Below are 20,336 nucleotides of genomic sequence, written 5' to 3'. Positions count from 1 at the left end.
TCCACGGCGACATCCCCACACCAGACGGAACGCTCAACTCCCGCCCTGGACGCGGCCGTCAGCGCCGATCCACCTCTTTGTGTTAGCCGTTGTTAGTGCGAGTGCCCCTGGCCATGCTCGACGCGGGACCCTGATCGGGGAGGTGGTCGAAGCTGTGGAGCCGACTGCCCCAGTTGCGGCATGCCCCTTTTCTGACATCAGGTAGCTGACCGCCGAGAGCGCGGCATGGGCGCCGGGCGGGCTGGAGCGGGGCGGAGACAGGAGTGCAGGCCCGGCCGGGGGCCGGGCCGCGTGCGGGGAGCGGAGCGAGCCGCCTTGAACCAGTAGAGAAAGTTGTAACTCAGTCGGCCTGCTGGGGTTCGGTTCTATGGCTGGTGGGGGCTTTGAAGTCGTGTGTGCACGCTGGGAGTTCGGCTCCGTAGCGGTGTGCCAGGGGTAGGAAGAGCGCCGGTCGGACGGTCCAAGTGATGCGGGTATCGGCGTGGGTGACTGACACCGTGCAGGGCCTCGCATGCAGGAGGGCTCTCCTCGTTTCGATGCGTCCTTCGTAGAGCCAGGCCCATGTCTCGTCGGAGGCGTCCGAGTCGAGTGCCGGTGAGATGGTGCGCAGCGCGATGGCGATCCATCTGTCTGCCTGGGGTGGCGAGTAGGCGTCGAAGGATCCCCGGAGTACAGGTGGCTCCGCCTCGGTGAGGTCTTCGGTCCAGCACTCGCACCAGAAGCCCCGGCGGGGCCAGTTGGTCAGCACGGGTGGTCTCCCGGGCGGGTGGCGGTGAAGAGTTCCGCGGTCACCGTGTAGCCGCCCTGGCTGTCGTGGACCACGACCCGGTGGGCGAGTGCGTTCACCATGCCCAGGCCCCGGCCGTGCTCCGCATCCTGGTCCCGGTGCTCGACTTTCGGGGCCGTGCCTGTGCCCCCGTCGTCCGTGACCGACAGCGCGATCACCTGCGCCGACACCGCGAGCGCCAGATGGAAGCTTCCGGCCTCCAGGCCGCTGGCCGTGTGGAGGACGGCGTTCGTGCTCAGTTCGCTCACGATCAGTTCGGCGTCGTTGGCCATGGGGGAGTCGCGAAGGATGTCGCGGGTCCAGCGGCGGGCCCGGCTGATCTCTTCTGGGAAACCTGGGCAGGTGAGTCCCCAGACCCGCGCTGTGCTCGTATACTCGTGCATACAAGTTCCTTCGTGCTGGTAGGCCGCCATGTGCAGCGGGTTCGGGCTAGACGAGTTTCACGCCGTCATGGGCGCGGACGGCCGGCGGGGAAGTGGCGTCGAGTGCGTCCAGGACGCGGATCGCGTACGCCTCGTCGGCAAGCTCGGAGACTTCTTCACGGGTGGCCCAACGCAGCGCGCGGGTCTCGGTTCCGGTGGTGGGGGTGCCCTTGTCGGCCTCGCAGCGGAAGACCAGCGAGACGATCAGGCCCGTCATGTTTTTGTAGACGCCGGTGAGGGTCGCCGGGACTGCGATCTTGATGCCGGTTTCTTCGAGGACCTCGCGTTGCAGGGCCTCGGGGATGGTTTCCTCACGTTCGAGGACGCCACCCGGGGGTTCCCACTGGCCGTTGTCGCGGCGCTGGATCAACAGAGCGCGGCCCTGGTCGTCGACGATGACTCCGGCAACGCTCACGGAGTGCGGACGGTCAGTGCTCACGTTCCTCGGCCCTCTCAGGTGGCTAGGCTCTCCACCGTAGCAACAGCACTCACCCACTCGTCTAGATATCTAAAGGAGTACGTGTGAGTTCACTCCCGTACGCCGGTCTGCTTGGTGATCTCGACCCCACGAGCGATCGTGCGGTCTTCCGGCAGATCGCCGATCAGCTGCGCGAGGCCATCGGTCGGGGGCGATTTGCGGAGGGTGACAAGCTGCCCTCCGAAGCTGAGCTCGTCGAGCACTACGGGGTTTCCCGGATGACCGTCCGCAACTCCCTTTCCGTCCTCCAGGGGGAGGGACTCGTGCATGCCGAGCACGGGAAGGGCGTGTTCGTGCGGCCCCGGCCGCCTGTGCGGCGGCTCGCCTCCGACCGGTTCGCGCGGCGGCACAGAGGCAGGGGAAGTCCGCGTTCATCGTGGAGGCCGACGCGGCCGGCAGTCACCCCCAGGTCGACAGTCTTGAGGTCAAGGAAGAGAAGGCCAGTCAGGACATCTCCGCCCGGCTCGGTTCCGTACGGCGTGTGCTGGTTCGTCGGCGGCGGTATCTCCTCGACGGGAAGCCGGTCGAGTTCGCCGCCTCCTACCTCCCGCTCGACATCGCTCGCGGTACGCCGATCGCCGAGCCCAACCCCGGACCCGGCGGTATCTATGCTCGCCTTGAGGAACTCGGGCACCGGCTCGACCACTTCGAGGAAGAGATTCGCGCCCGCATGCCCGCGCCCGCAGAAGTCAAGACGCTGCGGCTGGCCCCCGGCGTGCCCGTGATCCACCTGATCCGTACCGCGTACGACACCGAGGGGCGAGCCGTGGAGGTCTGCGACACCGTGATGGCGGCGGACGCGTACGTGCTGTCGTACCAGCTCCCGGCAACGTGAGCGCATGACGGGGGTGGGGTGGTGCGCGGGGCTGCTTCTCCAGGCTCGTACACGCCAAACAGGCACGGTAGGCAGGAAGTTGCCGCTGGTCTCGACGTGACTGTACGCAAGGCTCGCCAGGAAGTTCCGGTTGTGCCGCAAGAAGGCGGACACCCAAAAAGGCCCCGGTCACTGACCTGGGCCTTTGCGATGGAGTATGGAGCGGGTGACGAGAATCGAACTCGCACTCTCAGCTTGGGAAGCTGATGTTCTACCACTAAACTACACCCGCGTAAGACGCCGGTCTGAGCCGGTGTCGGAACGCTCAGTCACTCTACCTCATGCCAGGCCCCCGGCGCCGAGCCGTGGGGCCCGCCCCCGTTTCCGGCTGATTCCGGGTGTGTTCCAAGTGCGGGCCGAGTGGGTTTTCGCGGGGTGGCCGGGCTGCGGGCGGCCGGAGTTGGGGCGTACGGTGGGGGCGCGGAAGAGGGGTCGGGCGGGACCGGAGTGCCGCCTGGAGGCCGCCCTTTTCGTCCCGTAATGTGGCTTTCCTCGTTGGTCTCGACAGTGACCGGCGACGGCTCTTGGGGAAGGGACTCTGAGGACTTGATCGAGCGCACCGTCGTCCGTTGTGCCGAAGGGCACGTGTTCAGCACCGCTTCGTTCCCGATGCAGCAGGCCGAGCGGCTCGGCCCTGGCCGGCTGGTCCGGTGTCCCCGCTGCGCGCGGCTGCGCAGTGTGGTGCCGGTGACGTTGGAGCAGCAGCAGCATCAGCCGCATCGCAGCGGTAGCAGCAAGTAGCAGTACGTAGTCAAGCAAGAGCAGTTGTAGGCGCGCGGGGCCGTCCGATTGTGGCGGGTCCGCGCGCCTTGCGTATCCTCGGGGCGTGCTTCTCTCAGACAAGGACATCCGGGCCGAGATCGACGCCGGGCGAGTACGGATCGATCCCTACGACGAATCCATGGTTCAGCCGTCGAGCGTGGACGTGCGCCTCGACCGCTTCTTCCGGGTGTTCGAGAACCACCGCTACCCCCACATCGATCCGTCGATCGAACAGGCGGACCTCACGCGGCTCGTCGAGCCCGAGGGCGACGAGCCGTTCATCCTCCACCCCGGGGAGTTCGTGCTCGCTTCGACCTACGAGGTTGTCAGCCTCCCCGACGACCTCGCCTCCCGTCTCGAAGGCAAGAGTTCGCTCGGGCGGCTCGGACTCGTCACCCATTCCACCGCCGGGTTCATCGACCCCGGGTTCTCCGGGCACGTCACCCTCGAACTCTCCAACCTCGCCACCCTCCCCATCAAGCTCTGGCCCGGTATGAAGATCGGCCAGCTGTGTCTCTTCCGGCTGACCTCGCCCGCCGAGTTCCCGTACGGCAGCGAGCGCTACGGCTCCCGGTACCAGGGGCAGCGCGGACCCACCGCCTCCCGGTCCTTCCTCAACTTCCACCGGACGCAGGTCTGAGCGCCATGAGTGACATACGGGAGAACCTGACCTACGAGGTGTTCGGCGTCGCTGTTCGTGAACTCGCGCAGACCATCGCCGACGACGGGTACGAGCCCGACGTCGTGCTCAGCATCGCGCGTGGGGGTGTGTTCGTGGCCGGGGGGCTTGCCTATGCCCTTGACTGCAAAAACATCCATCTTGTAAACGTGGAGTTCTATACCGGCGTCGGGACCACACTCCCCATGCCCGTCATGCTCGCGCCTGTTCCCAACGCCATCGACTTCTCCGACAAGAAGGTCCTCATTACCGACGACGTCGCCGACACCGGCAAGACGCTCAAGCTGGTGCGGGATTTCTGTCTGGACGCCGTCGCCGAGGTGCGCAGCGCCGTCATCTACGAGAAGACGCAGTCCCTTGTGAAGTGCGAGTACGTGTGGAAGCGCACCGACGAGTGGATCAACTTCCCGTGGAGTGTCTTGCCTGTAGTACGTAAGTCGGGGGAGCCGATCACTCCGTCCAAGGAAGCGCTCTGACCTGGCGTTGCTGTACGCGGTTGAGAGGCGGGCTTTCGCGGGCTGGACGGAGTGAGCGGAAGGCTGAGCTACTTCCTGGCGAGTGTGGTGCGCATGGCCCCGCGTAGGTTCACGGAGTCGCGGTGAATGCTCAACCACACGTCTTCGTAGTTCGGGGCACTTGGCTCACCTCCTCGGGAGACTTCATCCCGAAGCGAGAGGAGGTCGCGCACCAGATCTTTGAGCAGAGGGAAGATCGATTCCGGTGCACAGAGTTCGACGTGAGCCTGCTTCTCATACAAGCCGTGCTGATCCATGGCGAGTCTGGCCTGCTTGGCGCGATCTTCGAGCGACAGCGCTGGGTCGTGGGCTACTTGGCTTATTGCGCTGCCTGTTCGTTTGGCTGAATCCAGGAACTCCGCATAGGCGTCCTGTAATGCCTGTCGCTCCCGTTCCGATACGTCTCGATGCCAGCGGAAGCGATCGGCTATCCCGGTGCCGAGTGCGCCCGCAATGGCTCCCACTGCTGCGGCTAAGAAGGTGGTCCAGTGCATCGTACAAAGATGAGACACCCCTATTCCGGGGCACTATAGGCAAAACGGGCTGATGCTTCTGGCTCATATGGGTGGTGCATGTCGAATGCTCTTGAGCGCGATGCTCTATGGACATGCATGCGGGACCTTGCAGCCTGACTGCCCCTGTTCGTGGCTGTTTGTGTCAGCCAGTGATGTAGGAGATCAGTGGTCTGCTTGAGGCTTCTCACGGCCGGGAGTGGTGCTCCCGCGTGAGCATCCACCCGCGAAGCCGAGCAGGTAGGCAAGCGTCATGAGCCCAAAGATGGCTATCTCCTGAGCGAACCGGTGTCCTTCCAGATAGGGCCACACGGTGACCCTGCCGGAGATATAGATCATCATCGTGATCCAGAGGCCATACAGCCTGCGCTTTCCAGGTTTCTCAGTCATCGCCGCCCCTCCAGGAACCGGCACTGTAGCGCGCCACTGTACGAACGGCCTTGATGAGGTAGAGAGACCTGTAACAGCTCAGGCCTGCCTGCGAGTTGATGACTGGACGCCTTCTTGCGGTTCGGCGCGGGAGTTGGTGCCATCACGGGGATGCGTCGTCGTCCAGCGAGGTGGGAATGTCCGGCTTAGTGGTCAAGCGGTGGAGGCGTCATGGGCACGATCGGCTCTACGTGGCCACTGAAGGTGGCGAGACCGTTGCCTGGTACGACTGCGCTTCTGGGCATCTGGAACTGCGTCAGGCGTCGTACCGGGATCAAGCGTTGGATGCCTTGGCGCCTCACCTGGTCGCCATCTCCACTCGCGCTTCCGGTGCGCCACTGTCGTCGGCCGCCCCGCCTCCCCTGTCCGTGGCCGATGATCTTGCCGTGAACCGGCCTGGCGATTCTCTCCTGCCGCAACTGGAGGGAGCGCCAACCTGGATGACCAGGCAAGTGATGCGCCTGTGGCGTCAGAACGATGACCGCGACTCTTGGCGGAAGGGAATCGCTGGGGAACGGATCGTCGGCGCCAAGCTCGATCGGCTCAAGAGGCGGGGCTGGCATCCGCTCCACTCCATTCCCCTGCCGAGCGGGGCGGACATCGATCACCTGCTGATCGGACCTGGTGGCGTCTTCTGCCTCAACACCAAGTACCTTCGCAACGCCCGAATCTGGGTGGGCGACAGCGCGGTGAAGGTGAACGGTGGTCGAGGGCACCCGTACGTCCGCAACAGTCGCCATGAAGGCAGTCGGACGTCAGCGGTGCTGACCAGGGCTTGCGGCTTCCCGGTGAAGGTGGTTCCAGTGCTCGTCTTCGTCTCTGCGGCCGACATCACGGTCACCGAGTCCCTTGACGACGTCAAAGTGGTCAAGGATCGAGAGATCTCGCGGTTCCGGCGGCAAGAGGGGGTACTGGGGCCGGAAGAGATCGAGTTCGTCTACGCCGTCGCTCGCGATCGTCGAACCTGGGCCTAGCCCGTGATCGAGTTGGACGCGCGCCGTCGTCGCCTGCCCATCCGGACACGGTGACCACGTGAGACTCGCTTCTGCCGATGCTCGTACGAGGTTCGCATCGTCGCCGGTCGCACACTTGGCGACTGCCGGTGCTGACAGTGCCCTACGTGGTATCGATCACGTTCGCGATCAGCGACGATGCCGTGTTCTTCGAGATTGATCACAGGCCCAAGTGCCACGTTCACCTATCAGTGATACGTGATGCACGAGGGGCTCCCGGCACCGACGGGGAGCCCCATCAGGGACGCCCCTAGAACGTCCCCAGCTTCACGATCGAAAGCAGCGCGATCAGCTGGATCGCCGACGCCCCCAGTGCCTTCGGCCACGGCAGGTCGTGGGAGCGGCGGACCATCAGGGTCAGCAGGACTCCCGCCGCCACCCACGTCGCCCAGCCCAGGATCTGTACGAAGGGTGCGTCGCCGCCCGCGAACATCGCGACGAGCAGGCGGGGGGCGTCCGTGATCGACATGATCAGCATCGACAGGCCCACCGTCGGCTGCCAGGCGCCGTCGCCGCCGAGCTGGCGGGCCAGGGTGTGGGTGACCACGCCCAGCACGAAGGCGCTCAGGACCATCGCCACGCCCGTCGTCAGCACGATCGGGATCGCGTTGTTGAGGGTGGCGTTTATCGTGTCCTCGCGCGTGTCGTCGAACCCGAAGACGGCGATCAGGCCGTACAGGAACGTGACGACGAGGGCGGGTGCCCACACCTGGTAGTCGCGCATCTGGAGGAACGTGCGGTCGGGGGCGGTGACGATGCCCCTCAGCAGTTCCTTCCAGCGCAGTCGCGGACCGGCCGGCGGGGCCGAGGCGGCGCCGGCGCGGTAGGTGTCGCCCTGGTGGTACCCGTCGTCGCCGACCGTGAACGCCTGTGTGTGACCAGGGTTGTTGGCCGCGTACGGGTCCACGGGGTGATTGGGGTGGCCTTGGGGGCCGTGCCCGTGCTGACCGCCGTGTCCGTCGTCGCCGAAGTACTCCGGCTCGCCGTGTCCCCCGGGTCCGTTGTAACCGCCGCTGCCCGCGGTCGCCTGCGGGGGCCACTGCCGTCCGGCGCCGCCCTGGCCGCCGTACGACGGCTGTCCGCCGCCGTACGGTTGCTGAGGCGCGGACGGGTAGCCGTACGACGGGCCGCCCTGCGGGGGCTGCTGGCCGTACGGCTGCTGCCGCGGGTTTTGTTGCGGTCGCGCTTGCGGGGGGCGGTTGTCCCGGCCGCCGCGTCCGATCCTGAATCCAGCCACGTCATCGAACGTACCTGGTCCTGACGAGTGGCGTGTGGGGCCCGGGGTTCCGGGCCCCCCTTTGCTGCCGACCTGTGACATCCCTTAAGGGGGCCCGCGCCCTTTCCCTAGGGGAGCACCTGCCCGGTTCCCCTACGGGAGCATCCCGTCGATCACACTCTCCGGCACCGACGTGGCCCCCGTCGTCCTGATCCCCGTCGCCGAGCCGAGCAGCCGTACCGAACCCGTGCTGCCCGAGACGTACAGGTCGGCCTTGCCGTCGCCGTTGCTGTCGCGCAGGCGGAGCTTCGCGCCGAACATGTCGCTCTCGGCGACATCGCCCGGGATGCCCGCCGAGCTGCGGGCGAGCCACTGCGAGCCGGCGGTCGTCAGGCCCCCGGCGCGGCCGTACAGGACGTGGAACCCGCCCGCGTACGGCTTGCCGGCGATCCGTTCGCCGTACGAGCCGATCGCGAGGTCGCGGTAGCCGTCGCCGTTGATGTCGCCGGCGGCGATGCTCGCGCCGAAGTTGTCGTACGTCTCCGCGGTGTCCGCGATGCCGGCCGTGTTCTGGGTGAAGCGGGCGGACTTGGCGGGGCCGGCGGCGGCGCCGTACCAGACGCTGACCTCGCCCCGGTAGGACGAGAAGAGAGGCGTGCCGATGGCGATGTCGCCCTTGCCGTCCTTGTTGAAGTCGGCGATGACGCCGTCGCCGCCGCGCTCGCTCTCGCCGCCGGCGCTGTTTTTGCCCTCCAAGCGGAGCGTGCGGCCGGGGGTCAGCTTGCTGCTGCCGCCCTTGAGGAACCAGGCGTCCGAGCCGATGTAGTTCTCGCCCACTACGTCGCCGATGGCGACGAGGTCGGTCTTCTTGTCGCCGGTCACATTGCCCGCGACGAGTGAGGTGACCTCGAAGTAGATGTTGTCCCGGTCGTAGGAGGTGATCGAACCGGCCACGCCCGTACGGGAGATGGTGCCCAGGTAGACCCACGCCTTGCCGCCCGCGACGAGCGCCAGGTCCTTCTTGCCGTCCCCGTTGAAGTCGCCGACCGCGAGGTCCGCGCCCATCCGGCCGTACGAGGTGTGCGTGCGCGCCGGGAGGTTCGTACCGCCGGACAGGCCGGTCCTGCTGCCCCACAGGATGGTGACCGTGCCCTCGTTGACCCGTCCGGCGAGGTCCTCGCCGGTGGCGGCGACGGCCAGGTCGCCGTACCCGTCGGCGTTGAAGTCGGCGGCGGCCCTGACCTCGCCGAAGTAGTCGTCGGCCTCGTCGGAGCCGGGGACACCGGCGCTGTTCTGGCTGACGTACTGGACCTTGGTGCCCGGCCCGTTCGCCGTGCCGAAGGTGACCTTGACGGCGCCGCCCGGGAACTCGTACTCGGCGCCGTAGGAGTACTCGGCGTAGTCCCGGTAGCCGTCGCCGTTGAAGTCGTCGGCGTACTTGGCGGCGGCGGCCGTGGCGGGGGTGCTCAGGGCCAGCGGCGCCAGGCCGGTGGCGAGCAGGGCGGTGGCTACGGCCGCGGTGATGGTGCGTCTGCGCATGGTTGATCTCCCCGTTTGCTTCGTCTGCTTCGTGCGGTTCGTCTACATCGGTTACATCGGTTACATCGGTTGATCCGCGCGGTGGTCAGCCGCGAGCACGTGGAAGACCCGCGCTTGTGGCCGATGGTTGTGCGGAGTACGGCTCTTCACGACAGGTGTTACGGGAGCACGACACGTGTGACGGGAGTACGACACTCCATTTCCTACTTCCTACTTCCTACAGGAACTCCGAGCTGGAGAACGTCACCGACGGCTCCGCCGCCACCAGGTCGCCCTTGACCCCGGCGTACACGGCCACCTCGTCCCAGGTCTCTCCCCGGTACGTCCGTACCGCCAGGTCGGCCCGTCCGTCGCCGTCGAAGTCGCCGACCGTCAGGACGCGCGTCGTCCCCCTCGCCGGTGGCGCGACGGTCACCATGCCCTTCGCCGAGATGCCGGCCGCCGCGCTCTGGGCCCGGAAGACCCTCAACCGGGAGCCGCTGGAGACGAGTTCGTCGCGGCCGTCGCCGTCGAAGTCGCCGGTGTCGAGCATCGAGCCGGGGGAGGCGAGGGTGCCGGAGGTCGCGTCGGGGAGGTCGTACCGCAGGGACGTTTCGCCCATCGCGCCCACCGCCGCGTCCAGGTCGCGCCCCTTGCCGAAGCGGCCGAGGGCGACGTCGATGCCCTCGGGCAGCGCCGTACCCGTGCGGGTGGGACCGTCCGGGCCGCCGAGGACGACCGCCGACTTGGAGGTGCCCTCCGTCGTACGGACGGCCAGGTCGTCGTATCCGTCATGGTTCACGTCGGCCGCCGGGCCCGTCGGGACGTTGCCGGGGGCGGTGATCGGCGCACCGGCCTTGCTCGGGGCGCCCTTGCGGGTGAACGGGCCGCGCAGATAGCTGAGTTGCTCGTCGGAGGCGTGGACGACCAGGTCCTGGGCGCCGTCCCCGTCGAAGTCGCCGCACACCGGCTGGTCGGGCCAGTCGTTGCCGGCGCGGGCGCCCGCCGGGATCGTGAGGGCGACCGCGCGGCCGGTGAGGCCGTCAGGGGAGCCGAAGAGGAGCTGGAGGGGCACCGGGGGCTGGCCCTGGCCGTCGTACGGCGGGTCGGTCGACACGACCAGGTCGGTGAAGCCGTCGCCGTCGAGGTCGCAGCTTGCCTCCGCGTCGAAGACCGCCGGCAACTGGCCCTTCGTACGGGCCGCTTGACGGGCCGGACTCAGCAACTGCCGGGCGCCGGGGACGAGTCCGGTCGGTGAGCCGTAGACGATGCCGATTCCGGCGTCGTCCGTGTGGAGCTGGTCCTTGACGAGGTCGTTGAGGACCAGGTCGCGGTGACCGTCACCGTTGAAGTCGTCGGCGACCTTGCTGCCGTCGCCCTGCGGTATCGGGCGCTGGGCGGGGGCCTTGGCGGCCTGGATCGGGGTCTGGGCGGCGGCGTCGGTGTCCCCTGTCGCGGGACCGCACGCGGTGAGTGCCACCAGGGCGCCGATGGCCGCCAACCCGCCGGTGACCGCCGTACCCCGACCGCCTCTTCGCACGCGCACCATGCACCTCGTCCTGACCGTTGACCCCATTGGCAACTACTCAGTAATGATGCACGTGTTCGAGATGTGAAGACACCCCTGTGCCGGTGCGGAACACGACACAGGGGTGCTCGATCAGTACGGCGGTCAGTCCGCCAGTTCCGCCGCCATGAACGCCCGTGCTCCCAGGCCCAGTTGGGGGACGGTGAGCGTGCGGGAGCCGGTGCCCGTCGGGCCGGCCGAGGTGCCGGGGAGGATGTGGAGACGGCCCCCCTCGTTGGCCGTGGCGATCAGCTCGGCGCGGCCGTCGCCGTTGAAGTCGCGCAGGAGGAGGGAGGCGCCGAGCCAGGCGTTGTCGGGGGAGACGTTCGGCAGGCCGGGGGTGGTGCGGTCGTACTGGCGCGAGTTCCGGCCGGTGAGGCCGGTGGAGCCGCCGCGCAGGACGGTGATCGAGCCGTCGGCCCAGGGGCTGGTGCCGATCGCCTCGTAGGGGGCGCCGACGGCCAGGTCCGGGTAGCCGTCACCGTTGGTGTCGGCCGCCGAGACGTCGTACCCGAAGTAGTCGCTGTCCTCCACGCTGCCGGGGACGCCCGCGGTGTTCTGGGTGAGGGTGAGCATTCTGCCGGCCGGTCCGGTGGCCGTGCCGGGCAGGACGTGGACCGCGCCGCCCCGGCCCGAGCGGGAGACGCCGAGCGCGAGGTCGCCGTAGCCGTCGCGGTTGAAGTCGGCGATCACGGCGCTGGAGCCGATGGAGTCGAAGGCGGCGGGCACGGTGCGCTTCCAGGGCTTGGCGGGGCCGTTCCTGCCGCCCTTGTAGAACCAGAGCCGCTTGCTGTTGGTGTCCAGGTCGTAGCCGATGACCGCGAAGTCGGCGGTGGCGTCCTTGGTGACCTTGCCGGCGACCACCATCTCGGGCCTGATGTCCTCGCCGTCCCACGGGTCGAGGTTGGTGGCCTTGCCGCGTCCGCCGGCCTTGGTGAACGGGCCGCGCAGGAACCAGACGAACTCGCCGTCCACGGACACGATGTCGAGGTGGCCGTCGGCGTTGAAGTCGCCGATGGCGGCGTCCAGGCCGAAGGGCTCCGCCTTGCTGCCCGGGGACGCGTAGATGCTGCCCTTGGTCAGGCCCGACTTGGAGCCCCACAGGACGGTGAGCGTGCCGTGGCGGCCGGCGTGCAGTTCGCCGGGGGAGCTGGCGACGACGTCCGCGTAGCCGTCCTTGTTCAGGTCGGCCGAGGTGACCTTCGCGCCGAAGTAGTCCTTCGTCTCGGCCACGCCCGCGATGCCGGGGCTGTTCTGCGTGATCACCGAGCGCTTGGCGGGGTTCAGCCCCGTCGCCGAGCCCCAGATGACGACGACGGCGCCCGCGTCCCCCTTCCCGGCCACGGTGGCGGAGTCGTCGCCGAGGAGCAGGTCGCGGTGGCCGTCGCCGTTGAAGTCGTCCACGTGCTTCGCCGGGGCGGCCGAGGCCGGGGCGCCGAGGGCGATCGGACTCAAGGTGGCGGCGAGGAGGGCTGTTGTCAGGAGGGAGGCACGGGAACGCAAGAGGTCTCCAAGGTCGCGGCGATCACCGGGGCGATGAGGAGACTTACGGCAAGTGGCAATGGTTGTACGGGAGTTCGGTGAATGTGAGGGCGAACGCGGGCGGGGCCGACGCCATCGGCGCCGGCCCCGCCCGGATCTGCTCTCGAACCTGTCCTCGGACCTACTTCACCGACTCCGGTTCCGGCGCGTTCTCGGCCTCCGCGGTGCCCTCCGGGTCGACCGGGGTCTTCACGGACTCCAGGAGCAGCTGGGCGACGTCCACCACCGTGATGGACTCCTTCGCCTTGCCCTCGTTCTTCTTGCCGTTGACCGAGTCGGTCAGCATGACCAGGCAGAACGGGCAGGCCGTCGAGACGATGTCCGGGTTCAGGGACAGGGCCTCGTCGACGCGCTCGTTGTTGATGCGCTTGCCGATCCGCTCCTCCATCCACATCCGCGCGCCGCCCGCGCCACAGCAGAAGCCGCGTTCCTTGTGGCGGTGCATCTCCTGCTGGCGCAGGCCCGGGACGGCCGACATGATCTCGCGCGGGGGCGTGTAGATCTTGTTGTGGCGGCCCAGGTAGCAGGGGTCGTGGTAGGTGATGAGGCCGTCGACCGGGGTCACCGGGAGTAGCTTGCCCTCGTCGATGAGGTGCTGGAGCAGCTGGGTGTGGTGGATGGTCTCGTAGTCGCCGCCGAGCTGCGGGTACTCGTTGCCGATGGTGTTCAGGCAGTGCGGGCAGGTGGCGACGATCTTCTTCGCCGAGCGCGGCTTCTTGGTCGACTCGTCCTCGTCGTCCTCGCCGAAGGCCATGTTCAGCGCGGCCACGTTCTCCATGCCCAGCTCCTGGAACAGCGGCTCGTTGCCGAGACGCCGTGCCGAGTCACCGGTGCACTTCTCGTCGCCGCCCATGATCGCGAACTTGACGCCCGCGATGTGGAGGAGTTCGGCGAACGCCTTGGTGGTCTTCTTGGCGCGGTCTTCCAGGGAACCCGCGCAGCCGACCCAGTACAGGTACTCGACCTCGGTCAGGTCCTCGATGTCCTGGCCGACGACCGGGACCTCGAAGTCGAGTTCCTTGAGCCATTCGAGGCGCTGCTTCTTCGCCAGGCCCCAGGGGTTGCCCTTCTTCTCCAGGTTCTTGAGCATCGTGCCCGCCTCGGAGGGGAACGCGCTCTCGATCATCACCTGGTAGCGGCGCATGTCGACGATGTGGTCGACGTGCTCGATGTCCACCGGGCACTGCTCGACGCAGGCACCGCAGGTCGTGCAGGACCACAGGACGTCCGGGTCGATGACGCCGTTCTCTTCGAGGGTGCCGATCAGCGGGCGCTCGGCCTCGGCGAGGGCGGCGGCGGGGACGTCCTTCAGCTGCTCCTCGGACGCCTTCTCCTCGCCCTCCATCGTCTTGCCGCCGCCCGCCAGCAGGTACGGGGCCTTGGCGTGGGCGTGGTCCCGCAGCGACATGATCAGGAGCTTGGGGGAGAGGGGCTTGCCGGTGTTCCAGGCCGGGCACTGCGACTGGCAGCGACCGCACTCCGTACACGTGGAGAAGTCGAGCAGGCCCTTCCAGGAGAACTGCTCCACCTGGCTGACGCCGAAGACGTCGTCGTCGCCGGGGTCCGTGAAGTCGATGGGCTTGCCGCCGGAGGTCATCGGCTGGAGGGCGCCCAGGGCCGTGCCGCCGGTCGCCTCGCGCTTGAACCAGATGTTCGGGAAGGCGAGGAAGCGGTGCCAGGCCACACCCATGTTGGTGTTGAGCGAGACGACGATCATCCAGATGAACGACGTGCTGATCTTCACCATCGCGGTGAGGTAGATGAGGTTCTGGAGCGTGCCGACGCTCAGGCCCTTGAAGGCGAGGACGAGGGGGTACGAGGCGAAGTACCCGGCCTCGTAGTGCTCGACGTGGTGGATCGCGCCCTCGAGGCCGCGCAGTACGTAGATCGCGAGGCCGATGGTGAGGATGACGTACTCGACGAAGTACGCCTGGCCCGCCTTGGAGCCCGCGAAGCGGGACTTGCGGCCGGGGCGCGAGGGCAGGTTCAGCAGGCGGATCACGATCAGTACGGCGATGCCGAGGATCGTCATCACGCCGATGAACTCGATGTACATCTCGAACGGCAGGAAGCCGCCGATGACCGGGAGCGTCCAGTCCGCCGAGAACAGCTGGCCGAAGGCCTGGGCGAGGGTCGGCGGCAGGGTCAGGAAGCCGACCGCGACGAACCAGTGCGCGAAGCCGACGATGCCCCAGCGGTTCATGCGCGTATGGCCGAGGAACTCCTTCACCAGCGTCACACTGCGCTGGTAGGGGTTGTCCGTCCGGACACCGGCCGGGACCGGCTGGCCGAGTTTGAAGTACCGGACGAACTGACCGATGGCGCGTGCGAGCAGCGCGACGCCGACCACGGTCAGGACCAGCGACACGATGATCGCGGCGAGTTGCATGTCGGGGCTCCTCAGGCCTGCGCACGTAATGACTGACGTTAAGCGGTATTACTAAGCGGTAACTTAGGCAGTCTGTCAGAGACTACTCATATCTTGGCTCGCACTGTAGTCAGCGGCGGAGTGATCTGAGTCGCTGAGGCTTACCTGAGTAGGCATCTGACCTGCCGGTCGAAGCCGATCGTCGTAGATCGTGTTATTCGTACAGAATTGTTACGTTTCCATCTAACGTGAACCCGTGCTCTACGGGATCCTCGCCGCCAGCTCAGCCCTCCTCCTCGCCGCCGTCCTCACCGCCCTCCTGCGGACCCTCGCCCTGCGCCTCGGCGTTCTCGACCGGCGCCGGGCCCGGCCCCTGCCGCTGCTCGGCGGGCTCGCGGTCGTGCTCGCGACCGGGCTGGTCGCGGGGGTGGGCGAGTGGACCGGGTACGCCCCTCTGGGGGACGGGATCGGTGCGCTGCTGCTCGCCGGGGCGGGCGTCGGCGCGCTCGGGCTCGTCGCCGACGTACGGCGGGTGAAGGCGCGGTTCCTGGTCGCCGGTACGGCCGTCGCCGCCGCGTTCGTGGTGCCGTACCGGGAGCTGGGGTTCGGGGCCGGGCTGCTCGCCGTCGGCTGGATCGTGTTCGTCGCCGTCGCCTTCCGGGCCCTGGACCACGCCGACGGACTCGTGGGCACGGTCGGGGTGCTGACCGCCTTCGGGGTGAGCGCCTGTGCCGCCGTCGAGGTGTTCGACGGGCTCGCCGTGCTGCTGAGTGTGCTGGCCGCCGCGCTCACCGGGTTCCTCATGCACAACTGGCATCCCGCGCGGATCGCGTTCGGCGCGTGCGGGTCCCTGTTCACCGGGTTCGTGCTGGCCTCGGCGGCGGTGGTCGTACGGACCGGGCACGAACTGGCGCCCAGCGCGGGGGTGTTGTTCGCGCTCACCGCCGTGGCCGGCGCGGACGTGGTGCTCGTGGTCGTGTCGCGGCGGGTGGCGCGGCGGCCGTTGTCGCGCGGGGGCCCGGACCATCTCGCGCACCGGCTGCGGCGGCTGGGGCTCACCCCGCGCGGGGCGGCCGTGCTGCTCGGGGCGGGGGCCTTCGGGGCGGTGCTGGTGGGGGTGCTCGCGCATGGCGGGTGGGTCGCGGGATCGGGGCTCTGGTGGGTGGTGGGGGTGGTGGGGATGGTCGTACTGGGGCTGCTGAGGGTTCCCGTGTACGGGCTGCGGCGGGCGCCGGCCGTACAGTCGGCGCAGGTCAGGGCGGCATTGCGCGTAAGGAACGGATAAGAGTTGAGCGGGGTCGACTCAGCTCTGTTGACCGCGCGACGGGAGTGATGCACACTTGAGTCCGTTCCACTCAAGTCATACTTCGTCATTCCCCTGGAGGAATTGAAATGGCACGTGCGGTCGGCATCGACCTGGGCACGACTAACTCCGTCGTCAGCGTTCTGGAGGGCGGCGAGCCCACCGTCATCACCAACGCCGAGGGTGCCAGGACCACGCCGTCCGTCGTCGCCTTCGCGAAGAACGGTGAGGTGCTGGTCGGCGAGGTGGCGAAGCGCCAGGCGGTCACCAACGTCGACAGGACCATCCGGTCGGTCAAGCGCCACATGGGCACCGACTGGAAGATCGAGGTCGACGGCAAGAACTTCAACCCGCAGCAGATGAGCGCCTTCATCCTGCAGAAGCTGAAGCGCGACGCCGAGGCGTACCTGGGCGAGAAGGTCATGGACGCGGTCATCACCGTCCCGGCCTACTTCAACGACTCCGAGCGCCAGGCGACGAAGGAGGCCGGCGAGATCGCGGGCCTGAACGTCCTTCGTATCGTCAACGAGCCCACCGCGGCCGCGCTCGCGTACGGCCTCGACAAGGACGACCAGACGATCCTCGTCTTCGACCTCGGTGGCGGCACCTTCGACGTGTCCCTCCTGGAGATCGGCGACGGCGTCGTCGAGGTGAAGGCCACCAACGGTGACAACCACCTCGGTGGTGACGACTGGGACCAGCGCGTCATGGACTACCTGGTGCAGCAGTTCCGCACCGGCCACGGCGTGGACCTCGGCAAGGACAAGATGGCCCTCCAGCGCCTCCGCGAGGCCGCCGAGAAGGCCAAGATCGAGCTGTCCTCGTCCACCGAGACCTCGATCAACCTGCCCTACATCACGGCGTCCGCCGAGGGCCCGCTGCACCTGGACGAGAAGCTCACGCGCGCCCAGTTCCAGCAGCTGACGGCCGACCTCCTTGAGCGCTGCAAGACGCCGTTCCACAACGTCATCAAGGACGCGGGCATCGCTCTCTCCGAGATCGACCACGTCGTTCTCGTCGGTGGCTCGACCCGTATGCCCGCCGTCGCCGAGCTGGTCAAGGAGCTGACCGGCGGTCGCGAGGCCAACAAGGGCGTCAACCCGGACGAGGTCGTCGCCATCGGCGCCTCGCTCCAGGCCGGTGTCCTGAAGGGCGAGGTCAAGGACGTACTGCTCCTCGACGTCACCCCGCTGTCCCTGGGTATCGAGACCAAGGGCGGCATCATGACCAAGCTCATCGAGCGGAACACGACGATCCCGACCAAGCGGTCCGAGATCTTCACCACCGCCGAGGACAACCAGCCCTCCGTGCAGATCCAGGTCTACCAGGGCGAGCGCGAGATCGCGGCGTACAACAAGAAGCTCGGAATGTTCGAGCTGACGGGTCTGCCGCCGGCCCCGCGCGGTGTCCCGCAGATCGAGGTGTCCTTCGACATCGACGCCAACGGCATCATGCACGTGACCGCGAAGGACCTCGGCACGGGCAAGGAGCAGAAGATGACCGTCACCGGCGGCTCCTCGCTGCCGAAGGACGAGGTCGACCGCATGCGCCAGGAGGCCGAGCAGTACGCGGACGAGGACCACCGTCGCCGCGAGGCCGCCGAGACCCGCAACCAGGGCGAGCAGCTCGTCTACCAGACGGAGAAGTTCCTCAAGGACAACGAGGACAAGGTCCCCGGCGACATCAAGACCGAGGTCGAGGCCTCGATCGAGGAGCTGAAGACCGCGCTCAAGGGCGAGGCCGCCGAGGGCGACAACACGGCCGAGATCCGCACCGCCACCGAGAAGGTCGCGGCCGTCTCGCAGAAGCTGGGCCAGGCGATGTACGCCGACGCCCAGGCGGGTCAGGCCGCCGGCGCCGGTGACGCGGCGCCCGGCGCCGACGCCCCGAAGGCCGACGACGACGTGGTCGACGCCGAGATCGTCGACGACGAGCGCAAGGACGGTGCCGCGTGACGGAGGAGACTCCGGGCTTCGACGAGAAGCCCGACGTCCCTTCCGGCGCCACCCCCGACGACGCCGAGCCGAAGGCCGCCCCCTCTTCGGAGGGGGCGGCCCCGGCCGGGGACGCAGCAGCAGCACAGGTCGCCGGTCTGACGGCCCAGCTGGACCAGGTACGTACGGCGCTCGGTGAGCGCACGGCGGACCTCCAGCGGCTCCAGGCCGAGTATCAGAACTACCGCCGCCGGGTCGAGCGGGACCGGATCACGGTCAAGGAGATCGCCATCGCGAGCCTCCTGAGCGAGCTCCTGCCCGTGCTCGACGACATCGGCCGCGCGAGGGAACACGGCGAACTGGTCGGCGGGTTCAAGTCCGTCGCCGAGTCGCTGGAGACCGTCGCCGCCAAGATGGGCCTGCAGCAGTTCGGCAAGGAGGGCGAGCCCTTCGACCCGATGATCCACGAGGCCCTGATGCACTCGTACGCGCCGGACGTCACGGAGACGACCTGCGTGGCGATCCTGCAGCCGGGCTACCGCTTCGGCGAGCGCAACCTGCGTCCCGCGCGGGTCGCGGTGGCCGAGCCCCAGCCCGGGGCGACGCAGGCCGACAAGGGCGACTCCCCGGAGTCGGCGGACGGCAAGGAGAACGGTGGCCCGGAAGAGGGCTGACGTGAGCACTGAGGTGGGGGACTCCGGAGAGGAGGGACGTCGGGGATGAGCACCAAGGACTTCATCGAGAAGGACTTCTACAAGGTCCTCGGCGTCCCCAAGGACGCCACCGAGGCCGAGATCAAGAAGGCGTACCGGAAACTCGCCCGCGAGTTCCACCCGGACGCCAACAAGGGCAACGCCAAGGCCGAGGAGCGCTTCAAGGAGATCTCCGAGGCGAACGACGTCCTCGGCGACCCCAAGAAGCGCAAGGAGTACGACGAGGCCCGCGCCCTCTTCGGTAACGGCGGCTTCCGCCCCGGGCCGGGCGCGGGCGGCGGTTCGTTCAACTTCGACCTGGGCGACCTCTTCGGCGGCGGCCCCCAGGGCGGGGCCGGCTCGGGCTCCGGTCCGGGCGGCTTCGGCGGTGGCATCGGGGACGTCTTCGGCGGCCTGTTCAACCGGGGCGGCGGCGGGACCACCCGTACGCAGCCCCGGCGCGGCCAGGACATCGACACCGAGGTCACGCTGAGCTTCACGGAGGCGGTGGACGGCGCGACGGTCCCGCTGCGCATGACGTCCCAGTCACCGTGCAAGGCGTGTTCCGGGACGGGCGACAAGAACGGCACGCCGAGGGTGTGTCCGACGTGCGTGGGGACTGGCCAGGTGGCGAGGGGGTCGGGCGGCGGCTTTTCGTTGACCGACCCCTGCCCGGACTGCAAGGGCCGGGGCCTGATCGCGGAGCACGCGTGCCTGGTCTGCAACGGCAGCGGACGCGCCAAGTCCTCCCGGACGATGCAGGTGCGCATCCCGGCGGGCGTGGCCGACGGCCAGCGCATCCGCCTGCGCGGCAAGGGAGCACCGGGCGAGCGAGGCGGCCCGGCGGGCGACCTGTACGTCACCGTGCATGTCGACGCCCACCCGGTCTTCGGCCGCAAGGAAGACAACCTGACGGTGACGGTGCCGGTGACGTTCGTCGAGGCGGCACTCGGCGGCGAGGTCAGGGTCCCGACCCTGGGCGGCCCGCCGGTCACCCTGAAGCTGCCGCCGGGCACGCCCAACGGGCGCACGATGCGCGCGCGGGGCAAGGGCGCGGTCCGCAAGGACGGCACCCGGGGCGATCTGCTGGTCACCGTCGAGGTGAGTGTCCCGACGGAGCTGACGGGGAAGGCTCGTGACGCACTGGAGGCGTATCGCGAGGCGACCGCGGACGAGGATCCGCGGGCGGAGCTGTTCGAGGCAGCGAAGGGAGCTTGACCGAGATGGACGGCCGTCGACGCAACCCATATGAACTGACCCAAGAGACCCCGGTCTACGTCATCTCGGTGGCGGCCCAGCTCTCGGGCCTGCACCCCCAGACCCTGCGCCAGTACGACCGCCTGGGCCTGGTCTCCCCCGACCGCACCGCCGGCCGGGGCCGCCGCTACTCGGCCCGCGACATCGAACTGCTCCGCGCGGTGCAGGCACTGTCGCAGGACGAGGGCATCAACCTGGCCGGCATCAAGCGGATCATCGAACTGGAGAACCAGGTGGCTGCGTTGCAGTCACGGGTGGCGGAGATGGAGGCTGCGCTGGACGGCGCCGCTGCGGCTATGCAGCAGCGGGAGGCGGCGGTGCATGCTTCTTATCGGCGGGATCTGGTGCCGTACCAGGAGGTTCAGCAGACCAGTGCGTTGGTGGTCTGGCGGCCGAAGAAGGCGAAGGACTAGGCAGTAGTCCCAAGTCCATGTGTGAAGGGGCCCGGAGGTTCGGTTGAACCTCCGG

The 20,336-nt window shown here is 68.2% G+C and carries 20 protein-coding genes, 1 tRNA gene and 1 pseudogene; 10 read left to right on the top strand and 12 right to left on the bottom strand.

Features of this window, described 5'->3' with window-relative positions; all coding sequences use genetic code 11:
* Positions 1 to 340: 340 nt before the first annotated feature.
* The 4 genes from ACFYXF_RS48615 to ACFYXF_RS48600 all read right to left on the bottom strand — a co-directional run bounded on the left by ACFYXF_RS48615 (position 341) and on the right by ACFYXF_RS48600 (position 1,890).
* The gene (locus ACFYXF_RS48615) at positions 341 to 748 is read right to left on the bottom strand and encodes a hypothetical protein (protein ID WP_389360201.1); all 408 of its coding nucleotides are present in this window, start codon (positions 746 to 748) and stop codon (positions 341 to 343) included.
* On the bottom strand, positions 742 to 1,170 hold the full coding sequence (locus ACFYXF_RS48610) for an ATP-binding protein (RefSeq protein ID WP_389360199.1): 429 nt from the start codon (positions 1,168 to 1,170) through the stop codon (positions 742 to 744). The genes ACFYXF_RS48615 and ACFYXF_RS48610 overlap by 7 nt, the downstream gene beginning before the upstream one ends.
* 46 nt (positions 1,171 to 1,216) lie before the next feature.
* Positions 1,217 to 1,624, bottom strand: coding sequence for an NUDIX hydrolase (locus ACFYXF_RS48605; protein WP_235479993.1), 408 nt, complete (start codon positions 1,622 to 1,624; stop codon positions 1,217 to 1,219).
* Between the two features lie 113 nt (positions 1,625 to 1,737).
* Positions 1,738 to 1,890: a hypothetical protein gene (locus ACFYXF_RS48600; protein WP_389360217.1), complete on the bottom strand. Its 153-nt coding sequence runs from the start codon at positions 1,888 to 1,890 to the stop codon at positions 1,738 to 1,740.
* Here ACFYXF_RS48600 and ACFYXF_RS48595 point away from each other — a divergent pair.
* Positions 1,828 to 2,522: pseudogene (locus ACFYXF_RS48595) on the top strand (GntR family transcriptional regulator). The gene ACFYXF_RS48600 and the pseudogene ACFYXF_RS48595 overlap by 63 nt on opposite strands.
* 197 nt (positions 2,523 to 2,719) lie before the next feature.
* On the opposite strand, the gene ACFYXF_RS48590 reads toward ACFYXF_RS48595, so the two are convergent.
* Positions 2,720 to 2,793: transfer RNA gene (locus tag ACFYXF_RS48590), tRNA-Gly, on the bottom strand.
* 317 nt (positions 2,794 to 3,110) lie between these two features.
* On the opposite strand from ACFYXF_RS48590, the gene ACFYXF_RS48585 reads away from it, so the two are divergent.
* The 3 genes from ACFYXF_RS48585 (at position 3,111) to ACFYXF_RS48575 (ending at position 4,478) form a co-directional block, all read left to right on the top strand.
* On the top strand, positions 3,111 to 3,302 hold the full coding sequence (locus ACFYXF_RS48585) for a hypothetical protein (protein WP_389360213.1): 192 nt from the start codon (positions 3,111 to 3,113) through the stop codon (positions 3,300 to 3,302).
* A gap of 85 nt (positions 3,303 to 3,387) precedes the next feature.
* The gene (gene dcd, locus ACFYXF_RS48580; RefSeq protein WP_235476264.1) at positions 3,388 to 3,963 is read left to right on the top strand and encodes a dCTP deaminase; all 576 of its coding nucleotides are present in this window, start codon (positions 3,388 to 3,390) and stop codon (positions 3,961 to 3,963) included.
* 5 nt (positions 3,964 to 3,968) lie between these two features.
* Positions 3,969 to 4,478 carry a phosphoribosyltransferase gene (locus ACFYXF_RS48575; protein WP_389360197.1) on the top strand — a complete coding sequence of 170 codons (510 nt, stop codon included), beginning with the start codon at positions 3,969 to 3,971 and terminating at the stop codon, positions 4,476 to 4,478.
* A 68-nt stretch (positions 4,479 to 4,546) separates the two neighbouring features.
* Here the strand turns inward: ACFYXF_RS48575 and ACFYXF_RS48570 are convergent, their stop codons facing one another.
* Both ACFYXF_RS48570 and ACFYXF_RS48565 read right to left on the bottom strand, forming a co-directional pair.
* The gene (locus ACFYXF_RS48570; RefSeq protein WP_389360195.1) at positions 4,547 to 5,011 is read right to left on the bottom strand and encodes a hypothetical protein; all 465 of its coding nucleotides are present in this window, start codon (positions 5,009 to 5,011) and stop codon (positions 4,547 to 4,549) included.
* Positions 5,012 to 5,194: 183 nt separating this feature from the next.
* Positions 5,195 to 5,419, bottom strand: a complete 225-nt coding sequence (locus tag ACFYXF_RS48565; protein WP_389360193.1) for a hypothetical protein — start codon at positions 5,417 to 5,419, stop codon at positions 5,195 to 5,197.
* Between the two features lie 230 nt (positions 5,420 to 5,649).
* On the opposite strand from ACFYXF_RS48565, the gene ACFYXF_RS48560 reads away from it, so the two are divergent.
* Positions 5,650 to 6,432, top strand: coding sequence for a nuclease-related domain-containing protein (locus ACFYXF_RS48560; RefSeq protein WP_389360191.1), 783 nt, complete (start codon positions 5,650 to 5,652; stop codon positions 6,430 to 6,432).
* 289 nt (positions 6,433 to 6,721) lie between these two features.
* Here the strand turns inward: ACFYXF_RS48560 and ACFYXF_RS48555 are convergent, their stop codons facing one another.
* The 5 genes from ACFYXF_RS48555 to ACFYXF_RS48535 all read right to left on the bottom strand — a co-directional run bounded on the left by ACFYXF_RS48555 (position 6,722) and on the right by ACFYXF_RS48535 (position 14,703).
* Entirely contained in the window at positions 6,722 to 7,789 is a 1,068-nt protein-coding gene (locus ACFYXF_RS48555) for a Yip1 family protein (RefSeq protein WP_389360189.1), read from the bottom strand.
* Positions 7,790 to 7,840: 51 nt separating this feature from the next.
* Entirely contained in the window at positions 7,841 to 9,226 is a 1,386-nt protein-coding gene (locus ACFYXF_RS48550) for an FG-GAP and VCBS repeat-containing protein (RefSeq protein ID WP_389360187.1), read from the bottom strand.
* A 217-nt stretch (positions 9,227 to 9,443) separates the two neighbouring features.
* Positions 9,444 to 10,754: an FG-GAP repeat domain-containing protein gene (locus tag ACFYXF_RS48545; protein WP_389360185.1), complete on the bottom strand. Its 1,311-nt coding sequence runs from the start codon at positions 10,752 to 10,754 to the stop codon at positions 9,444 to 9,446.
* 123 nt (positions 10,755 to 10,877) lie between these two features.
* The gene (locus tag ACFYXF_RS48540) at positions 10,878 to 12,275 is read right to left on the bottom strand and encodes an FG-GAP and VCBS repeat-containing protein (protein ID WP_389360183.1); all 1,398 of its coding nucleotides are present in this window, start codon (positions 12,273 to 12,275) and stop codon (positions 10,878 to 10,880) included.
* 160 nt (positions 12,276 to 12,435) lie between these two features.
* Positions 12,436 to 14,703, bottom strand: coding sequence for a heterodisulfide reductase-related iron-sulfur binding cluster (locus ACFYXF_RS48535; protein ID WP_389360181.1), 2,268 nt, complete (start codon positions 14,701 to 14,703; stop codon positions 12,436 to 12,438).
* A gap of 235 nt (positions 14,704 to 14,938) precedes the next feature.
* Between ACFYXF_RS48535 and ACFYXF_RS48530 the strand changes: the two genes are divergently transcribed.
* The 5 genes from ACFYXF_RS48530 (at position 14,939) to ACFYXF_RS48510 (ending at position 20,281) form a co-directional block, all read left to right on the top strand.
* Positions 14,939 to 15,967: an MraY family glycosyltransferase gene (locus tag ACFYXF_RS48530; protein ID WP_389360179.1), complete on the top strand. Its 1,029-nt coding sequence runs from the start codon at positions 14,939 to 14,941 to the stop codon at positions 15,965 to 15,967.
* A gap of 107 nt (positions 15,968 to 16,074) precedes the next feature.
* Complete coding sequence (gene dnaK, locus ACFYXF_RS48525; protein ID WP_389360177.1) at positions 16,075 to 17,940, top strand: molecular chaperone DnaK; 1,866 nt, start codon at positions 16,075 to 16,077, stop codon at positions 17,938 to 17,940.
* The gene (grpE, locus tag ACFYXF_RS48520) at positions 17,937 to 18,593 is read left to right on the top strand and encodes a nucleotide exchange factor GrpE (protein WP_389360175.1); all 657 of its coding nucleotides are present in this window, start codon (positions 17,937 to 17,939) and stop codon (positions 18,591 to 18,593) included. Before dnaK ends, grpE begins: the two co-directional genes overlap by 4 nt.
* A 45-nt stretch (positions 18,594 to 18,638) precedes the next feature.
* Positions 18,639 to 19,829 carry a molecular chaperone DnaJ gene (gene dnaJ / locus ACFYXF_RS48515; RefSeq protein WP_369035328.1) on the top strand — a complete coding sequence of 397 codons (1,191 nt, stop codon included), beginning with the start codon at positions 18,639 to 18,641 and terminating at the stop codon, positions 19,827 to 19,829.
* Between the two features lie 5 nt (positions 19,830 to 19,834).
* A complete protein-coding gene (locus ACFYXF_RS48510; RefSeq protein WP_389360172.1) occupies positions 19,835 to 20,281 on the top strand; it encodes a heat shock protein transcriptional repressor HspR in 447 nt (148 codons plus the stop codon).
* The last annotated feature ends 55 nt before the right edge of the window (positions 20,282 to 20,336 follow it).

It is taken from the genome of Streptomyces sp. NPDC002680 (assembly GCF_042889145.1).
In the GTDB taxonomy this organism is placed as follows: domain Bacteria; phylum Actinomycetota; class Actinomycetes; order Streptomycetales; family Streptomycetaceae; genus Streptomyces; species Streptomyces adonidis.
The sequence above is the reverse complement of the archived record's forward strand: the minus strand, read 5'-3'. Positions and strand labels throughout refer to the sequence as shown.